At 63.6% G+C, this 17,619-nt stretch carries 16 protein-coding genes and 7 pseudogenes; 16 read left to right on the forward strand and 7 right to left on the reverse strand.

Annotation, left to right across the window (positions count from 1 at the left end; genetic code table 11):
* Positions 1-4 precede the first annotated feature (4 nt).
* Positions 5-1,234 carry an efflux RND transporter periplasmic adaptor subunit gene (locus P8T11_RS06870; RefSeq protein ID WP_268077652.1) on the reverse strand — a complete coding sequence of 410 codons (1,230 nt, stop codon included), beginning with the start codon at positions 1,232-1,234 and terminating at the stop codon, positions 5-7.
* A gap of 219 nt (positions 1,235-1,453) precedes the next feature.
* Here P8T11_RS06870 and P8T11_RS06875 point away from each other — a divergent pair, with 219 nt between their 5' ends.
* Complete coding sequence (locus P8T11_RS06875; protein WP_268077651.1) at positions 1,454-2,041, forward strand: TetR/AcrR family transcriptional regulator; 588 nt, start codon at positions 1,454-1,456, stop codon at positions 2,039-2,041.
* Here P8T11_RS06875 and P8T11_RS06880 read toward each other — a convergent pair whose 3' ends face one another.
* From P8T11_RS06880 to P8T11_RS06890, 3 genes are all read right to left on the reverse strand, one after another.
* Entirely contained in the window at positions 2,042-3,052 is a 1,011-nt protein-coding gene (locus P8T11_RS06880) for an aldo/keto reductase (RefSeq protein ID WP_268077650.1), read from the reverse strand. It lies immediately after the preceding gene.
* Positions 3,053-3,383: 331 nt separating this feature from the next.
* Entirely contained in the window at positions 3,384-4,445 is a 1,062-nt protein-coding gene (locus tag P8T11_RS06885; protein ID WP_268077649.1) for a serine hydrolase domain-containing protein, read from the reverse strand.
* A 36-nt stretch (positions 4,446-4,481) separates the two neighbouring features.
* Complete coding sequence (locus P8T11_RS06890; protein WP_268077648.1) at positions 4,482-5,681, reverse strand: pyridoxal-phosphate-dependent aminotransferase family protein; 1,200 nt, start codon at positions 5,679-5,681, stop codon at positions 4,482-4,484.
* Positions 5,682-5,895: 214 nt separating this feature from the next.
* On the opposite strand from P8T11_RS06890, the gene P8T11_RS06895 reads away from it, so the two are divergent.
* The 14 genes and pseudogenes from P8T11_RS06895 to P8T11_RS29240 all read left to right on the forward strand — a co-directional run.
* Positions 5,896-6,687: a GntR family transcriptional regulator gene (locus P8T11_RS06895; RefSeq protein WP_418910245.1), complete on the forward strand. Its 792-nt coding sequence runs from the start codon at positions 5,896-5,898 to the stop codon at positions 6,685-6,687.
* Between the two features lie 108 nt (positions 6,688-6,795).
* The gene (locus tag P8T11_RS06900; protein ID WP_268077647.1) at positions 6,796-8,379 is read left to right on the forward strand and encodes an ABC transporter substrate-binding protein; all 1,584 of its coding nucleotides are present in this window, start codon (positions 6,796-6,798) and stop codon (positions 8,377-8,379) included.
* A 66-nt stretch (positions 8,380-8,445) separates the two neighbouring features.
* Entirely contained in the window at positions 8,446-9,363 is a 918-nt protein-coding gene (locus P8T11_RS06905) for an ABC transporter permease (RefSeq protein ID WP_050446616.1), read from the forward strand.
* Position 9,364: 1 nt separating this feature from the next.
* Positions 9,365-10,276 carry an ABC transporter permease gene (locus P8T11_RS06910; protein ID WP_268077646.1) on the forward strand — a complete coding sequence of 304 codons (912 nt, stop codon included), beginning with the start codon at positions 9,365-9,367 and terminating at the stop codon, positions 10,274-10,276.
* Between the two features lie 2 nt (positions 10,277-10,278).
* The gene (locus tag P8T11_RS06915) at positions 10,279-11,268 is read left to right on the forward strand and encodes an ABC transporter ATP-binding protein (RefSeq protein ID WP_268077645.1); all 990 of its coding nucleotides are present in this window, start codon (positions 10,279-10,281) and stop codon (positions 11,266-11,268) included.
* Positions 11,265-12,290 (forward strand): ABC transporter ATP-binding protein, encoded by a 1,026-nt coding sequence (locus tag P8T11_RS06920; RefSeq protein WP_268077644.1) that lies wholly within the window; start codon positions 11,265-11,267, stop codon positions 12,288-12,290. The genes P8T11_RS06915 and P8T11_RS06920 overlap by 4 nt, the downstream gene beginning before the upstream one ends.
* Positions 12,287-13,684: a M20 family metallopeptidase gene (locus P8T11_RS06925; protein ID WP_268077643.1), complete on the forward strand. Its 1,398-nt coding sequence runs from the start codon at positions 12,287-12,289 to the stop codon at positions 13,682-13,684. The genes P8T11_RS06920 and P8T11_RS06925 overlap by 4 nt, the downstream gene beginning before the upstream one ends.
* A 269-nt stretch (positions 13,685-13,953) precedes the next feature.
* Positions 13,954-14,019: pseudogene (locus P8T11_RS29210) on the forward strand (hypothetical protein); the annotation flags it as partial.
* A 124-nt stretch (positions 14,020-14,143) separates the two neighbouring features.
* Positions 14,144-14,209 (forward strand): annotated as a pseudogene (locus tag P8T11_RS29215) (hypothetical protein); the annotation flags it as partial.
* Positions 14,210-14,333: 124 nt separating this feature from the next.
* A pseudogene (locus tag P8T11_RS29220) lies at positions 14,334-14,399 on the forward strand (hypothetical protein); the annotation flags it as partial.
* 124 nt (positions 14,400-14,523) lie between these two features.
* Positions 14,524-14,589, forward strand: a pseudogene (locus P8T11_RS29225) (hypothetical protein); the annotation flags it as partial.
* Between the two features lie 124 nt (positions 14,590-14,713).
* Positions 14,714-14,779, forward strand: a pseudogene (locus P8T11_RS29230) (hypothetical protein); the annotation flags it as partial.
* 124 nt (positions 14,780-14,903) lie between these two features.
* A pseudogene (locus P8T11_RS29235) lies at positions 14,904-14,969 on the forward strand (hypothetical protein); the annotation flags it as partial.
* A 124-nt stretch (positions 14,970-15,093) separates the two neighbouring features.
* A pseudogene (locus P8T11_RS29240) lies at positions 15,094-15,159 on the forward strand (hypothetical protein); the annotation flags it as partial.
* Between the two features lie 58 nt (positions 15,160-15,217).
* On the opposite strand, the gene P8T11_RS06930 reads toward P8T11_RS29240, so the two are convergent.
* Entirely contained in the window at positions 15,218-15,823 is a 606-nt protein-coding gene (locus P8T11_RS06930; protein WP_268077642.1) for a TetR/AcrR family transcriptional regulator, read from the reverse strand.
* Positions 15,824-16,144: 321 nt separating this feature from the next.
* Here P8T11_RS06930 and P8T11_RS06935 point away from each other — a divergent pair, with 321 nt between their 5' ends.
* Complete coding sequence (locus P8T11_RS06935) at positions 16,145-16,738, forward strand: hypothetical protein (protein ID WP_268077641.1); 594 nt, start codon at positions 16,145-16,147, stop codon at positions 16,736-16,738.
* Positions 16,739-16,744: 6 nt separating this feature from the next.
* On the opposite strand, the gene P8T11_RS06940 is transcribed toward P8T11_RS06935, so the two are convergent.
* The gene (locus P8T11_RS06940; protein ID WP_268077640.1) at positions 16,745-17,080 is read right to left on the reverse strand and encodes a hypothetical protein; all 336 of its coding nucleotides are present in this window, start codon (positions 17,078-17,080) and stop codon (positions 16,745-16,747) included.
* Positions 17,070-17,576 (reverse strand): DUF523 domain-containing protein, encoded by a 507-nt coding sequence (locus tag P8T11_RS06945; protein WP_268077639.1) that lies wholly within the window; start codon positions 17,574-17,576, stop codon positions 17,070-17,072. The genes P8T11_RS06940 and P8T11_RS06945 overlap by 11 nt, the downstream gene beginning before the upstream one ends.
* Between the last annotated feature and the right edge of the window lie 43 nt (positions 17,577-17,619).

Here is a 17,619-nt window from a genome sequence, read left to right on the forward strand (position 1 = left end):
CTGCTTAGTTCGCGGCATGGTCGGAAGCCTGGCTGTTGGCTTGGGCAGAGGCCTGGCTGCCTGCTTGCTTGGCAGCCGCGACGCGCGCTTGTTCAGCCGCCGGCGCCACGCTGACTTTCTGGCCGGGCACGGCGGCAGACACGCCGCCCACGATGACCCGGTCGCCCACCGCCAGGCCGTCGACGATGTGCCAGTCCGAGCCGCGCATCGTGCCGGTTTGCACCGCGCGCGATTCCACCACGTCGTCCTTGCCCACCAGCATCACCTGCGGTTTGCCATCGGTGCTGCGCGTAACCGCGCGCTGTGGCACCAGGATGGCGTCGGGGTCCACTCCCTGCTGCGTTTCCACGCGCACGTACATGCCTGGCAACAGCAGCACATCGGGGTTGGAGAACTCGCCACGCACCGACACCTGGCCGGTGCTGCGGTCCACCGCGATGTCCGAGAACAGCAGCTTGCCGCTGCGCCGTTGTTCCGTGCCGTCAATCGTGATCGAGATGTTGGCGCCCTCACCCTGCCCCAGGCTGCCGTTCTGCAGCGCCGCGCGCATGCGCAGCATGTCGGCCACGGGCTGGTTGAAGTCGACGTAGATGGGGTCCAGTTGCTGGATCGTTGCCATGGCGGTGGCTTCGTTCTGGCCGACCAGCGCGCCTTCGGTAACCTGCGCGCGGCCGATGCGGCCAGAGATCGGCGCCTTGACGGTGGCGTAGTCCAGATTCAGTTGCGCGGTCTCGACGTCGGCCTGGGCGGACCGGCGCGCGGCCTGGGCGCTTTTCAGGGTGGTGGTGGCGGTATCGAAATCCTGCTGGCTGACGGCTTCGATCTTCACCAAGGGGGTGTAGCGCTTCAAGATGGCTCGCGCGTCGGCCACGGCGGCGTCCGCCTTGGCCAGCTCGCCCTGCGCGCGCGACAGCGCAGCCTTGAACGGCGCGGGGTCGATGCGGAACAGCACATCGCCCGCCTTCACGTCGGCGCCTTCCTCAAAGTTGCGGGTCAGGACGATGCCCGCCACGCGGGCGCGCACTTCGGCCACCCGCACGGGTTCGACGCGACCTGGCAAGGTGCTGGACAGCGCGTAGCGCTGCGTTTGCACCTCAACTACCTGCACCCGACGCGGCGTGTCGGCCTGCGCCTGGTTGGGGGACTCGCCGCCGCAGCCGGCCAACACCAAGGTCAGGCCCAGGGCCGCCGCCACTGCCGTCACGCGCAAGCGCCGCTTCATTTCATTCTTCATTGTTTACCTTGCGCCCCGCGGCACTGTTTTTTTACCAAGTGGCGAATGCTACTGGAAAGATTGATTTGAATCAATAAAGATTCATTTGATTATCAAAAGTTCATCAAAGAAGATTTAAAAGGGTTTTCTTGTCAAAAACGCAAAAGTTTGCACAAGCTGAATCTCGCATGCTCCAATACCCCGCAAATGGGGATCTCACACACAAAACAGGGGAAAGCGATGTCTGACGACACAGGACACGAGCGCTTTTTGGTCGCATTGGCGTTGGCGATGGTGGACCAGCCGCGTGCCACCTTGCAGGAACTGGCCAAGGCGGTGGGCGTCAGCAAGGCGACGCTATACCGCTTCTGTCAGACGCGGGACCAACTGGTCCTGCGGCTTACGACGCATTGCGCGCACATCATGAAGAAGGCGTTGGCGGATTCGCATCTGGATACCGCGCCGCCACGCGAGGCCCTGCGCAACCTGATCCAGCAGAACATGGCGCACAAGGAACTGACCGCCTTCCTGATGTACAACTGGAAGCCCGACAACGAGCAGCAGCCCGACATCATGAACAGTTGGTCGGGCTATCAGGAATCGTTGGATGCGTTCTTTCTACGCGGTCAGCGCGAAGGCGCGTTCCGCGTCGACATCACGGCGGCAGCGCTGACGGAGATGTTCATCGGCGTGCTGACCAGCATGGTGGACGCCGAGCGACGCGGGCGCGTCGCGCGGCTGGGTATCGCGTCCGTGGTCGAGCAGATGATGTTGCACGGCATCGCCAGCGAACCGGTGCGCGCCCCGGCCCAGGGCGCGCCCGCCTGATCAGGCGCTGGCGACGGGCCGACCGAAGAACGGGTAGTTCGGGTCGTTGTAGCCGTGGCTGGAGGCGTGGCCGGGGACGACCCAACCGTCCACGATGGCTTCGTCTTCGGGCGTGATGGTGACGTCCAGCGCCGCGTAGTAGTCGTCCATTTGCGCCAGCGTGCGCGGGCCGGCGATCACGCCGGTGATGATGGGGTTAGCCAAGACCCAGGCGGTCGCGAAATGGCCCGGCAGTACACCGCGCGCGGCGCTGTGCTGCACCAGTTGCTGGGCAATCTGTAGCGATTCTTCGCGGAACTCGGTCGCCAGGATGCGGCGGTCGCCGCGCCCGGCACGGGTATCGGACCCGGGGGTCTGGCCGGGCAGGTACTTGCCCGTGAGCACGCCGCGCGCGATCGGGCTGTATGGCACCACGCCCAAGCCGTAGTGCTTGCACGCCGGCAAGATCTCCACTTCAGGGCCACGGTTCAGCATGTTGTAGTACGGCTGGCATACCACCGGCTGCGGTACGCCCATTTTTTCGCAAAGACGCATCACTTCGGCAATGCGCCATCCCCGGAAGTTCGACAACCCAAAGCTGCGCAGCTTGCCGGCGCGGATCAGGTCGCCCAGCGCCCACAGCGCTTCTTCCAGGTTCTCTTCGTGAAAGTCGCGGTGCAGGTACAGGATATCCATGAAGTCCGTACCCATGCGCGCCAGGCTTTGCTCCACGCCGCGCATCAGCCATTGGCGCGAGTAATGCGACTGGTTCGGCCCCTTGCCGACCGGGTTGCCGATCTTGCTGGCCAACACCCAGTCATGGCGCTGCCCTTGCAGCAGCTTGCCCACCACGTCTTCCGAGCGGCCTTCGTTATAGACATCGGCCGTATCGATGAAGTTGACGCCATGGTCGCGCGCCGACGCAACGATGCGCGCAGCCTCGTCATCCGGCGTCTGCTCGCCAAACATCATGGTGCCCAGGCACAAGGGCGAAACGCGAAGATTACTGTTTCCCAGTCGACGGTATTTCATGGGACATTTCCCTTTCAAATGTAGGATGGGTGAAGCGCGAAGACCCACGTCAGAAGAAAAATAAAGCGGAACGCGCGCAACCCATCAAGCAGCGCGGGCCTTGCGGAGATTGTTCCTATATAGAGGCCGTCACAAGAAAACCGGATAGGAATCGTCGCAAGAAAACCGTTGCGCTGCTTGATGGGTTGCGCGCGTTCGACACCTGCTTGCTATGTTGCGGTTTCGCGCGCTTCACCCATCCTACACCTCGTCACCCGCATCCCCCACGTAGGATGGGTGAAGCGCGAAAACCCACGTCAAAAGAAAAATAAAGCGGAACGCGCGTAACCCATCAAGCAGCGTCACCCGCATCCACCGCCGCCAGAATTTTCCCAAACAGCGCATCAGCGTGCGCCGAATTCAGCCAACGCACAATAACGACCATTTTCCGCTCCGGTTCCACCCACGTGAACGAGCTGCCCGCGCCCACGCCGAAGAAGCTCGAAGCCGGCACGCTGGGAAACACGCGGCCTTCGTGGTTCAGCCAGATCAGATAACCGTAGTACGGCGCAATCTCGCAGGGCGTGCGCATCGCCTGGATCCATTCACGCGACAGAATCTGTTTCCCATTCGCGGCCTGGCCGTCATTCAACAACATCTGACCGATCAAAGCCTGGTCGCGCGCGCTGATGGACATGCCGCCGCCCCAGTGCGAACCGCCCGGCACGGACGGCATGCGCTGGCCGTCGATCTCGACCCAGGCGGTGTCGTAGCCTACCCATTGCCAATCTTCACTAGCGCCGATGGGGCGCGTGACGGCTTCGCGGAAAACGTCCGGCAGAGGTTTGCGGAACAGGTGCAACAGCGCATACGACAACTGGTTGATGCGGACGTCGTTGTATTCCCAATACGTGCCCGGACGCTGCAACGGCCGCGCATCGCCCTTTTTGCCGTCAGGCGGCACCCCAAACGTGACCGCGCGATAGCGGTCCGCCTGATCCGACACGCCAAAGCGTTCGCCTTCCCATTCGCTCGTCTGCTGCAACAGATGGCGCCAGGTGATGTCGGCGTTCTGGCCTTCGTCAAAGCCAATGCCCGGCACGCGCTTGCCCACGGGTTCGTCCACGTCTGGCAACAGGCCACGGTCATGCGCCACGCCGGCCAGAATCGCCAGGTACAACTTGGCCACGCTGAAGGTCAGGTCGGCGCGCTCGGGTTCGCCCCAGGACGCCACCGTCTTGCCGTCCACCACCACCACGCCCGACACCGGGCCACGATCGTGAATGGGACCCAGCAGGCGGTTCCACGGTGGCGGGTCGTTCAGGTGCACGCCAAAGTTGCCCTTGACGCTGCGGTCCCAGGTGGATTCGTGTTCATTTGCGAATTCAATCGCCTGCTGCATAAGCGTGTTCATGGTTTCCCTTCGTGTTGTCTTTGTCTTGCTTGATCTTCAGGCCGCCGCCGCGCCCTCGGGTGTGCGCGCCAGAAATTCCATCGCCGCCTGCACACCGCCGGAACGATGCGGCACGCCCGCGGCGGCCAGTCCCATTTCGACGCCGGCCAGCGTGCCGCACAGCGTCAGGTCGTTGAAATGGCCCAGGTGGCCGATGCGGAAAATGCGGTCGGAAAGCTTGCCCAGGCCCTGCCCCAGCGACATATCGAAGCGTTCCAGAATCAGCTTGCGCAGCGCGTCGGCGCTATGGCCCTCGGGCATCATCACCGCGGTCAGCGCGGGGCTGTGGGCGGCCGGGTCCAGGCTCAGCAATTCCAGCCCCCAACCCGCCACAGCCAGGCGGGTTGCGCGCGCGTGGCGTTCGTGGCGCGCGAACACGCGCGGCAGCCCTTCGGCTTGCAGCATCGCCAGCGCTTCATGCAGGCCGTAAAGCAGATTGGTCGACGGCGTGTACGGAAAATAGCCCTTGCCGTTGGCCGTCAGCATTTCGCCCCAGTCCCAATACGAACGCGGCAGGCGCGCAGTGTCGGCGGCGGCCAGCGCACGCGCGCTGACGGCGTTGAACGCCAGGCCCGGCGGCAGCATCAAGCCCTTTTGCGAGCCGGCCACGGTGACGTCCACGCCCCATTCGTCGTGGCGGTAATCAATGGAACCCAAGGAAGAAATCGTGTCCACCATCAGCAGCGCGGGGTGCGCGGCGCGGTCGATCGCGGCACGCACGGCGGCGATGTTGCTGGTGACCCCGGTGGACGTTTCGTTATGCACCACGCACACGGCCTTGATGCGGTGCTGCGTGTCTTCGGCCAGGCGCGCGCCGATCACACCGGCGTCAACCGGGTGGCGCCAGTCGCCTTCCACGTAATCAACTTCCAGCCCCAAGCGGCCGGCCAGCTTCTTCCACAGGCTGGCGAAGTGGCCGGTTTCCACCATCAGCACGCGGTCGCCGGGGGACAGCGTATTGACCAGCGCCGCTTCCCAGGCACCCGTGCCCGACGACGGAAAAATCACCACGGGCGATTGCGTCTGGAAGACCCGCTTTGCGCCTTCCAGCACGGCGAGGCCCAGCGCGCCGAACTCGGGTCCGCGATGGTCGATGGTGGGTTGATCAATGGCGCGCAAGACGCGGTCGGGCACATTGGTTGGCCCCGGAATCTGCAAGAAGTGCCGGCCGGACAGATGGGTGTTCAGGGTAAGCATGCGTAGCCCCAGGGTGGAATTTTTTGTATACCAGTGAAAGAAGCGCGGCGTTTAACACGGCGTTTGAAACGGCCGGGGCCGAGCACGCGGACTTGCGGCATGCGCCACTCTATCCCATTGTTTTTGCATAGATAACCTAGGGTATACACCCATCAATGAAGTCATGACGACAGGTTTATAGTGCAAAAAAACACGGGGAAATGTTGGTATACCAATGAGCAGCAATCCTAGCCTGATGCCGGGTTTGGCCAAGTCGGCACGCGCCGATTCCACCACGCCCAACGCGTTGCCAGACGCCGCCGCGCCTGCCGCGCCACGTGCCGCCGGCAACGGCCGCACGCTGCCCGGCGCGGTTGCTGGCGCGCTGCGTGAACGCATCATCCAAGGTGAATTCCCCCCCGGCTCCCGCTTGAACGAACGCGCCCTGTGCGACCTGCTGGGTGTGTCGCGCACCCCGATGCGCGAAGCCTTCCGCGTGCTGGCGGCCGAAGGCCTGGTGCAGATCGAACCCAACCGCGGCGCGCAAGTGGTGGCGCTGTCGGAAGCCAACATCCGCGAGGCCTTTGAAGTCATCGGCGGCCTGGAAGCCATGTCTTGCCGACTGGCGTGTGAACGCGCCACCGACCTTGAAATTGCCGAGATCCGCGCGCTGACCTACGAGATGATGGCCAGCCACGCGCGCCACGACCTGCCTACCTACTTCCACACGAACCGCGAGATCCACGAACGCATCAGCCTGGCTTCGCACAACAGCCTGCTAAAGCAGTTGTACGACGCGCAGAACGCGCGCATCCAGAACCTGCGTTTCGTGTCGAACGAGAACCGGCAGAAGTGGGATTTGGCCATGCGGGAACACATCGAGATGGCCGAGGCCCTGGACGCGCGCGACGCGGACCGGCTGGCGGGCATCATGCGGCAACACTTGCAGCGCAAGTGCGAGGCCGCGCTGAAAAGCCTGAACCCCGATGCGGCGCCCCCGCCCGCGCAATCGTCCAAATCTGGTTGAGCCTGCCCTCCCAGCGCAAGGACGATAACGATAAAAACAGGGTGGCGCGGCCCGGAGCGAGACGTTGGATACGCAGTACTTGTAGTGCCTTCCACAGGAGCCTTCACCATGGCTGATAGTCGCTTCACACCGCAGCACCTCAATTCCGTACCCGCTTTGCGCGCCCGCCGCATCACCCCGATGCGCGCCGTTGCCGCCGCCATCCTGGCCTGCGCCACGCTTGCCTCCCAGCCCGCGCTGGCCGGCAAGAAGGACGACACCTTGCGCATGGCGTATGACCAGGCGCCGGAAAGCGTGGACCCCTACTTCAACAACGTGCGGATCGGCGTCATCATTGCCGCCAACGTCTGGGACACGCTGCTCTACCACGACCCCGTCTCCAATGAGTATCGGGGGCAACTGGCCAAGAGCTGGAAGCAGATCGATGACAAAACGATGGAATTCGAGCTGCGCCAAGGCGTGAAATTCCACAACGGCGAAGAGTTCGACGCGGACTCCGTCGTGTACACGCTGAACTATGTGGCCGACCCGAAGAACAAGGCCGTCACGCAGCAGAACGTGTCGTGGATCGACAAGGTCGAAAAAATCGACAAGTACAAGGTGCGCCTGACCACCAAGGAGCCCTTCCCCGCCGCCAAGGAATACCTGTCCACCACCGTGGCCATCCACCCGGCCAAGTACTACAAGGAAGTCGGCCCCCAGGGCATGAACGCCAAGCCGGTGGGCTCCGGCCCGTACAAGGTGGTGGACTACCAGCCGGGCAAGTCCATCACGCTGGAACGCAACACCGAGTACTTCAAGGATTCGCCCAAGGCGCAGCCGAAGATCGGCAAGGTCGTCATCCGCTTCATTCCTGACCGCCAGACGCAGATGGCCGAAGTCATCTCGGGTGGCGAAGACCTGATCATGAGCGTGCCCAAGGACCAGGCCGAACAGCTGGGCCAGATGCCGAACCTGCAGATGGTCACCGGCAACACCATGCGCATCGTGTTCATGCAGATGAACATCAAGGAAGGCACGCCCGCGCCGCAACTGAAAGACGAGCGCGTGCGCAAGGCCATCATCCACGCGATCGACCGCGAATCCATGCTGAAGAACATCGTGGGTGAAGGCGGCGGGCTCATCAACACCATCTGCACGCCCTCGCAAGTGGGTTGCACACAAGATGGCGCGCCGACCTACAAGTACGACCCGGCGCTGTCCAAGAAGCTGCTGGCCGAAGCGGGCTACCCCGACGGTTTCGACATCGACATCGTGGCCTACCGCGAGCGCAACCAGACCGAAGCCATCATCAACTACCTGCGCGCCGTGGGTATCCGTGCCAAGCTGAACTTCCTGCAGTACGCCGCCATGCGCGACATGATCCGCGCCAACAAGGCGTCGCTGACGCACCAGACCTGGGGCTCCAACCTGGTGAACGATGTGTCGGCGTCCACGCCCGTGTACTTCGCCTTCGGCAACGACGACATCACCCGCGACCCCAAGGTGCGCGACCTGCTCAACAAGGGTGACCACACCATCGAGGCCAAGCCGCGCAAAGCGGCCTACAAGGAAGCGCTGGATTTGATTGCGGAGAAGGCGTATGCGGTGCCGCTGTGGACGCTGCCCGCCTACTACGTCGCCACCAAGGCCGTGAACTTCAAGCCCTATTCGGACGAACTCGTCCGCTTCTGGGACATGAGCTGGAAGTAAGGCGCAGGCTTGGCGCCGGGCGTGCGTAATGCGCGCCCGGCGTGCTGACACGTTAGAGGAAGTCCTATGCTGTATTTCACGATCAGGCGTCTGGGCCTGGCAGCGCTGGTGGCGCTGACCGTATCGGTCCTGGCGTTCCTGCTGCTGCACCTGTCGGGCGATCCCGCCCTGGCCCTGGCTGGCGAAGGCGCGCGCCAGGCCGACATCGACATGATCCGCAAAACCTACGGCCTGGACCGGCCGCTGGTGGTGCAGTATGCCGATTGGCTCTGGCATATTGCGCAAGGCGATTTCGGTACGTCTGTGTACTTCAAGACCGACGCCGGCCCGCTGATTTGGTCCAAGCTCAAGACCACCTTGATGCTGGGCATGGGCGCGCTGGGCTTCGCGCTGTTTATCTCGATTCCGCTGGGCGTGCTGGCCGCCATCTACAAAGGCAGCGTGATCGACCGCGCCTGTCTGGCCATCGCGGTGCTGGGCCAGGCCCTGCCGAATTTCTTTTTCGCGCTGATCCTGATCATGCTGTTCTCGATCTCGCTGCGCATCCTGCCGGTATCGGGCAGCGGCACCTGGCAGCACTTCGTGATGCCCGCCATTGCCCTGGGCTACTACGTGGCGCCCGCCTTCATGCGGCTGATACGCGCCGGCATGATCGAGGTGCTGGGCGCCGACTACATCCGCACCGCGCGCGCCAAGGGTCTGCCGGCCCGCAAGATCATCTTCAAGCACGCGCTGCGCAACGCCATCGTGCCCGTGGTGGCGCTTGCCGCCGTGCAACTGGGCTATCTGCTGGGCGGCTCGGTCGTCATTGAAACCATCTTCGCGCTGGACGGCTTGGGCTACCTGGCCTACCAAAGCATTACGTACAAGGACTTTCCGGTGATGCAGTTGATCGTGCTGCTGCTGTCCGTGCTGTATGTGCTGCTGACGCTTGCCGCCGATATCGCCAACGCGTGGCTTGATCCGCGCATCCGGGTGTCCTGACATGACTACGCCTATCCTCACTCCTACCGTTCCGGGCGCCCCCGCGCCCATGGAATTCACCGCCGCCACCTTGCGCTGGCGCCGGCTGCGCCGCAACAAGGCCCTGCTGGCGGGCGGCGGCATCCTGCTGATCATTGTGCTGATTGCACTGCTGGCGCCGTGGATCTCTCCGCACGACCCCTATTTCCAGGATCTGGCCTACCGCACGGCGCCGCCTGTCTGGTACGAAAAAGGCACCTGGCTGCATCCACTGGGCACCGACCAGCTGGGCCGCGACTATATGTCGCGCCTGTTCTACGGCGCGCGCATCTCGCTGTTGATCGGCATCAGCGTGGCGCTGATTTCGGGAATCATCGGCACCGCCATGGGCATGGCCGCCGGTTACTTCGGCGGCAAGGTCGACATGGCCGTGTCGTTCCTGATCACGACGCGCCTGTCGATGCCCGTGATACTGGTGGCGCTGGCCACCGTGGCCATCGTGGGCGGCTCGCTGTGGGTCGTCATCCTGGTGCTGGGCCTGCTGAAATGGGACCGCTACGCGGTCGTCATGCGCAGCGCCACGCAGCAGGTGCGGTCGTTGGAATACGTGGCGGCGGCGCAGGCCGCGGGCGCGTCCACCTGGCGCATCGTGTGGGGCGAAGTGCTGCCCAACGTGGTGCCGCAGTTGATCGTGATTGCCACGCTGGAAGCCGCCAGCGCCATTCTGCTGGAGGCTTCGCTGTCGTTCCTGGGCCTGGGCGTGCAACCGCCGCTGCCGTCCTGGGGGCTGATGATTTCGGAAGCCAAGGCCTACATGTTCTTCTCGTTCTGGCTGATCGCCATTCCGGGGTCTGCGTTGGCGCTGCTGATCTTCGCGATCAATCTGGCTGGCGACGGGCTGCATCAACTGCTGACGCCTGAAGAGAGGGCCTGACCATGAACGACAAGGAAATTGTTCTGGACGTGCAAGGGCTGACGGTGGACATCGCCACGCCGCGCGGGCCGCTGCATGCGGTGCGTGACGTGTCGTTCCAGGTCAAGCGCGGTGAAACGCTGTGCCTGGTGGGCGAATCGGGCTGCGGCAAATCGATGACCTCGCTGGCCATCATGGGCTTGCTGCCCAAGGCCGCCAAGCGCACCACGCGCCGCCTGGCGGTGCTGGGTGAAGATCTGTCCGCCGCGCGCGGCCGCCGCATCAACGCGCTGCGCGGCAGCAAGATGGCGATGATCTTCCAGGAACCCATGACGGCGCTGAACCCGGCGTACGCCATCGGCGAGCAACTGACCGAGCACTACATCCACCACCGCCATGCCAGCCAACAGCAGGCGCGCGACCGCGCCGTGGAACTGCTGGAGAAAGTGGGCATTGCGTCGGCCGGACAGCGCCTGACGCAGTACCCGCACCAGCTTTCGGGCGGCCTGCGCCAGCGCGTGATGATCGCGATGGCGCTGATGTGCGGCCCCGAATTGCTGATCGCCGACGAGCCCAGCACCGCGCTGGACGTCACTATCCAGGCGCAGATTTTGCGCTTGCTGGCCGACCTGCAAGCCGAGCTGGGCATCGCCATGGTGCTGATCACCCATGACCTGGGCGTGGTGGCGCGCATTGCGCAGCAGGTGGCGGTGATGTATGCCGGGCAGATCGTCGAGGAAGGCCCGGTGAAAGACATCTTCGCCACGCCGCGTCATCCGTACACGCAGGGCTTGCTGGGCTGTATTCCCGTGCCCGGCCGCACCCCGCCCGGCGAATCGCTGGGAACGATACCCGGCGTGGTGCCGTCGCTGGTGGGCGACCTGCGCGGCTGCGCCTTCGCCGACCGCTGCCAGTATGTGCAGCCGCAATGCCGCGACACGGTTCCCGTGTACGGCCATCCGCCGCACCAGCAATGGCGCTGCATCCGCCAAGAAGAAGGAGTTCCGGCATGAGCGCGCTCTTGCAAGCCGAAGCCGTCAGCCGGCAGTTTTCCATCCGCTCGGGCATGTTCCGCCCGCGCAGTACCTTGCATGCGGTCAATGGCGTGGACCTGGCGGTGGAACGCGGCGCGGTGCTGGGCATCGTGGGCGAATCGGGCTGCGGAAAATCCACGCTGGCGCGCATGCTGCTGGGGCTGACGCCGCCCAGCGCGGGCGTGATCAAGCTGGACGGGCAAGACATCAGCCAGATGGACCGGCGCGCGTTGGCCCGCCGCGTGCAGCCGATTTTTCAGGATCCGTATTCGTCCTTGAACCCACGCCGTTCCATCGCGTCCATCGTGTCGCTGCCGCTGGAGGTGCACGGCATCCCCAACCCCAAGCTGCACAAGGCCATTGAAATGCTGGAGCGCGTAGGCCTGCCGCCGCGCCTGGCGCACAACACGCCGGGGCAGTTGTCGGGCGGGCAGCGCCAGCGGGTGGCGATTGCGCGGGCGCTGGTCATGAACCCCGAGATCGTCATCTGCGACGAGCCGACGTCCGCGCTGGATGTGTCGGTGCAGGCGCAGATCATGAACCTGCTGATGGACCTGCGCCGCGAATTCAACCTGACCTATGTCTTCATCAGCCACAACCTGGCGGTGGTGGAGCACATTGCCACGCACGTGGCCGTTATGTATCTGGGTCGCGTGGTGGAATCCGCCGACACCGCCAAGCTGTTCCACGACCCGCGCCACCCGTACACGCAGGCCTTGCTGGCATCGGTGCTGACGCCCGAACCCGGCCTGGGCATTCCCGACATGGGCTTGGGGCTGTCCTTTCCCGACCCGCTTAACCCGCCGCCGGGCTGCCCCTTTCACCCACGCTGCCAGTACGCGATGGCGCAATGCAAGACCGAACGGCCCGCGCTGACGCTGCGTGATACGTCGGTGGTGGCCTGCCATTTGTATCCCGCGGCCTCGTCTTCCCTTGCCGCATCGAATGCGTCTTCACCGCTATCTTCGATACCCACTTCCACCGGAGCCCGACCATCATGACCCGTGAGCAAGCCATCGCCCAAGCAGAACACTGCTTTGATTCTGGCGCCTTCCGCGCGCTGCTGGCGCGCCGGCTGGCGCTGCCCACGGAAAGCCAGAACCCCGAGCGCGCCGCCGTGCTGGCGGACTACCTGGAATCGGAAATCCGCCCCGCGTTCGAAGCGCTGGGATTCACCTGCCAGACCTTGACGCATCCCAAGGCGCTGGCGCCCTTTCTTTATGCCGAGCGGATTGAAGACGCAAGCCTGCCCACCGTGCTGGGCTATGGGCATGGCGACGTCATTCGGGGGCTGGAAAAGGAATGGAAGGAAGGCTTGTCGCCCTGGGCGTTGACCGAGGCCGAAGGCCGCTGGTACGGCCGTGGCATCGCCGACAACAAGGGGCAGCACACCATCAACATGGAAGCGCTACGGCTGGTGCTGGAAGCACGCGGCAAGCTGGGCTTCAACGCCAAGTACTTGATAGAGATGGGCGAAGAGACCGGGTCGATGGGCTTGCGGGAACTGTGTGCCGAGCATCGCGACATGCTGGCGGCCGACCTGCTGATCGCGTCCGACGGCCCACGCCTGGCGCCCCAACGGCCCACCATTTTCCTGGGTGCGCGCGGCAGCCTGAACTTTGACCTATCGATCGAGGCGCGCGCGGGTGGGCACCATTCCGGTAATTGGGGCGGACTGATTTCCAACCCCGGCATTCAGTTGGCGCATGCCATTTCGACGATTGTGTCTCCCACCGGCCAGATCCGCATCAAGGAATGGGTGCCCGCCAAACTGCCCGACGCCGTGCGTCGCGCGCTGGCGGATTGCCAGGTGGATGGCGGCACGGACGGCCCCGAGATTGAACCTGAATGGGGCGAACCCGGCCTGTCGCCGGCGGAACGGGTTTTTGGCTGGTGCTCGTTTGAAGTGCTGGCGTATAAAACCGGCAACCCGGAAACGCCCGTCAACGCGATCCCACCGCGTGCCTGGGCGCGTTGCCAACTGCGCTTTGTGGTGGGCGTGGACCCGGAAGACCTGATCCCCGCGCTGCGCCGCCATCTGGACCGCGAGGGTTTTCCGATGGTGAAGATTGCGCTGACGCGCGAGTCCATGTTCCGCGCCACGCGGATTGACCCTGACGACGCCTGGGTGCGGTGGGCGGTCGATTCGCTGGAACGCACGTCGGGGCAGAAGACGGCGTTGCTGCCGAACTTGGGCGGGTCATTGCCGAATGATATTTTCACGGATGTGCTGGGCCTGCGCACGATATGGGTTCCGCATTCGTATCCGGGTTGTTCGCAGCACGCGCCGAATGAGCACCTGCCGCCGGAGCTGCTGCGGCAAGCGCTGGGGTTGATGACGGGCTTGTACTGGGACTTGGGTGCGGGGGACACGCCGGCGGTGTCGCGAGGGTGAATGCTGATTGATGGTTTGGGGGGTGATGTTGCTTGATGGGTTTGCGCGTTGTGCGTCGGCGTATTTTTTGCCAAGGTGCCGCGCTACACCCATCCTACGGTGTTGGGTTGCCGCTGGAATTGGTTGTGGTGCTGGCGTTGCTTGATGGGTTTGCGCGTTGTGTGTCGGCGTGTTTTTCGCCAGGGTGCCGCGCTACACCCATCCTACGGCGTCACTTTGTAGGATGGGTGTAGCGCGCGCCGGCTGGAGCAAGAAAAACTCATTCCAACGCGCGGAACCCATCATGCGGCCGTTGCATTGTGGCTGGAACTGGTTGTGGTGCTGGCGTTGCTTGATGGGCTTGCGCGTTGTGCGTCGGCGTATTTGTCGGCAGTTTGCCGCGCTACACCCATCCTACGGTGTCACTTTGTAGGATGGGTGTAGCGCGCGCCGGCCGGCGCAAGAAAAGCTCATTCCAACGCGCGGAACCCATCATGCGGCCGTTGCATTGTCGCTGGAATTTTTTGGAACTCTTGCGTTGCTTGATGGGTTTGCGCGTTGTGTGTCGGCGTATTTGTCGGCAGTTTGCCGCGCTACACCCATCCTACGGTGTCACTTTGTAGGATGGGTGTAGCGCGCGTCGGCCGGCGCAAGAAAAACTCATTCCAACGCGCGGAACCCATCATGCGGCCGTTGCATTGTCGCTGGAACTGGTTGTGGTGCTGGCGTTGCTTGATGGGTTTGCGCGTTGTGTGTCGGCGTATTTGTCGGCAGTTTGCCGCGCTACACCCATCCTACGGTGTCACTTTGTAGGATGGGTGTAGCGCGCGCCGGCCGGCGCAAGAAAAACTCATTCCAACGCGCGGAACCCATCATGCGGCCGTTGCATTGTGGCTGGAATTTTTTGGAACTCTTGCGTTGCTTGATGGGTTTGCGCGTTGTGTGTCGGCGTATTTGTCGGCAGATTGCCGCGCTACACCCATCCTACGGTGTCACTTTGTAGGATGGGTGTAGCGCGCGTCGGCCGGCGCAAGAAAAACTCATTCTAACGCGCGGAACCCATCATGCGGCCGTTGCATTGTGGCTGGAACTGGTTGTGGTGCTTGCGTTGCTTGATGGGTTTGCGCGTTGTGCGTCGGCGTATTTGTCGGCAGTTTGCCGCGCTACACCCATCCTACGGTGTCACTTTGTAGGATGGGTGTAGCGCGCGTCGGCCGGCGCAAGAAAAACTCATTCCAACGCGCGGAACCCATCATGCGGCCGTTGCATTGTCGCTGGAACTGGTTGTGGTGCTGGCGTTGCTTGATGGGTTTGCGCGTTGTGTGTCGGCGTATTTGTCGGCAGTTTGCCGCGCTACACCCATCCTACGGTGTCACTTTGTAGGATGGGTGTAGCGCGCGTCGGCCGGCGCAAGAAAAACTCATTCCAACGCGCGGAACCCATCATGCGGCCGTTGCATTGTGGCTGGAACTGGTTGTGGTGCTGGCGTTGCTTGATGGGTTTGCGCGTTGTGTGTCGGCGTATTTTTCGCCAGGGTGCCGCGCTACACCCATCCTACGGGCGACGGATGCCGTTTAGCAGCAAGTCCGTAATAAACGTCGCCAAGGCGCGTTGCTGTTGCGCGTCCGGCGCCTGGCGTGTGAAGCGTTCGATCATGCCCATCAGCGATTGGGCGAACCAGTCCGCCGCAACATCCGGGCGGAACAAACCCGCCTGCTGCTCGGCGCGCACGTTGTCGGCAATCATTGCCACCAACTCGTCCTTCAATGCTTCCGCCCCGGCCACCTGAAAAAAACCGATGCGGGTCAGGTTGGGGTCTTCTTGCAAGATCGCAAGCAGGCCCAGCACGCCGCCACGAATGCGATCGACCAGTTCGGCGCCGTCCAGATCAGCTGGCAAGCGCGCCTGGCTGATCGCCTGGCGCAAGCGCTGCGCGAACATGCCGACCAGTTCGTCGTAGGCGGCTTGCTTGCTTGAAAAGTATTGATAGAAGACGGGTTGGGTGACCCCGGCCCGGGCGACGATGTCGCTGATCCGCGTGTGCTGAAATCCGCGTTCGGCGAATTCCGCGGCGGCAACCTGCAAAAGCTGTAAGCGGGTGCGTTCACCTTTGGTGAGACGCTTGTCTTGCGATAAAGAAGGGGGTGGTGCCGTCATCATCGCGAGAAAGTACCCTGCTTCATGGCTTTGCGCTACTAGTTCGCATGGCCTTCCCGCAACGCAATGTCACGGTATTTCAGTGCTCTCAGAGGGGTGCACCCAAAAGCTTACAAATTACTGAAACAAAGCCGTCGCAATTTCTCGACAAGCGCCGATCCCTACGAGCCCCAGTACGTTCCCCAGCCGCTTGGAAACCCCTTGAAGTCACTTGAAATGCCCGTAGCTTTTGCAACAACTCTTGATGCCCGCGCGGCAGTAAAGTAGCGCTATCGCCCTGGCGCATTTCAAATATGCCCGTGCCAGGCGGACAGGAGCAAGATCATGAAACGGTTTACAGGCCGGCTGGTTGCCGTGACGTTGGCGCTTGCCGTTGCAGGTGCGCCCGCGATGGCGGGCGGTCGTGGCGGTGGTTGGGGCGGCGGCGGTGGTTACCACGGCGGCTATTACAACGGCGGTGGCTATCACCATCATGGCGGCGGCGGCAGCTCGGACGGTTGGTGGGTAGGCGGCGCCTTTGCGCTGGCCGCCGTTGGGCTATTGCTGGCCGCGAACTCTGGCCCCAGTTATGCGCAGACCAGCGTCTACGCCTCGCCGGGCGTTGCCTACACGAGCCCGCCGATCTATGCCGCGCCCGTCTACGACGCGCCGCCCGTGTATGCCGACCCATCCATTGCTTATGCGCAACCGCAATCGCAGCTTGAGTCGCAGCCGCAATACGCGCCCGTGCAGTACGAGGCCGCGCCCAAGGTCAGCGCCGCCCAGGCCAGCGCCACCACCGATTGCCAGCGTTGGGCCATGAACCAAAGCGGCTACAACCCGGCCACCATTTCGCAATGGACGACGCAAGTGATGGTGGATTCGTACAACCATTCGCTGGATTCATGCATGACCAGCCGGGGTTACCGCAGCCAGTAGGGCCTGTCACCGGGCGTGGCGCCGGCAGCCGCGCCACGCCAGCGCCAGCCCGGCGGCCAGCAATACCGTCGCCGGCAGCACCCAGACAAAGCCTGACGACGTGTAGACCACTTGGTCCACGGGATCGTAATAGCGACCCAAGTCGTTGAAGTCCCACTTCCAATAGAACGCATACCAGGCGTAGTAGAAGAAGGCGGACAGCCCCAGGCACAGCACGGCGCCGATACGCGCCCGCCACGGGTGGCGCGCGGCGCCCTTCCCGCCCGATCGCCTTGCAACGCGCCCGCCCCAGGCCGCAACGGCCAGCACTGCCAGCACCACGGCTCCCGCGCTAAGCCACATCTTGCGCCTCCAACCCTGCCAGGCAAGCGTCGGCCTCGGCCCATTGCTTTTCGCTAAAGACCTGTACGCCAGCGCCGATCAGCAATTCGGCCGTGATGCCCACGCCCGTTTTCCGCTGGCCCGAGTAATGGCCGTCATACACATAGCCGCTGCCACACGACGGGCTGCCTTCTTTCAGCACCGCGATGCGAATGCCGCGCTGTCGCGCCACGGACAAGGCCGCATGGCCGCCTTGCACGAATGGCTGGGTGACGTCGTCTCCCGTCACGGCAATCACGCGCGCGCCGCCGGCCAACACATCGGCGGCCCGCTTGCCCGGCTCGATCTCGGCGGGCGGGCGCGGGGTAGCCATGCCGCCCGCGACTTCCGGACACACCGGCACGACCCGCCCTTCCTCGCGCCAGCGAGCCAGGACGGCGTCATCATTGGGCACCGCGCGCCCGTCATAGCGCACGGGGTTGCCTAACAGGCAGGAGCTGATCAACACGTATTGCATGGGAAATTCAAGCAGGACCGGGCTTGGACAGGAACAGGCCTGA

Origin of the sequence: Achromobacter spanius, from assembly GCF_029637605.1 — a bacterium.
GTDB classification, from domain to species: Bacteria; Pseudomonadota; Gammaproteobacteria; order Burkholderiales; family Burkholderiaceae_B; genus Achromobacter; species Achromobacter spanius_E.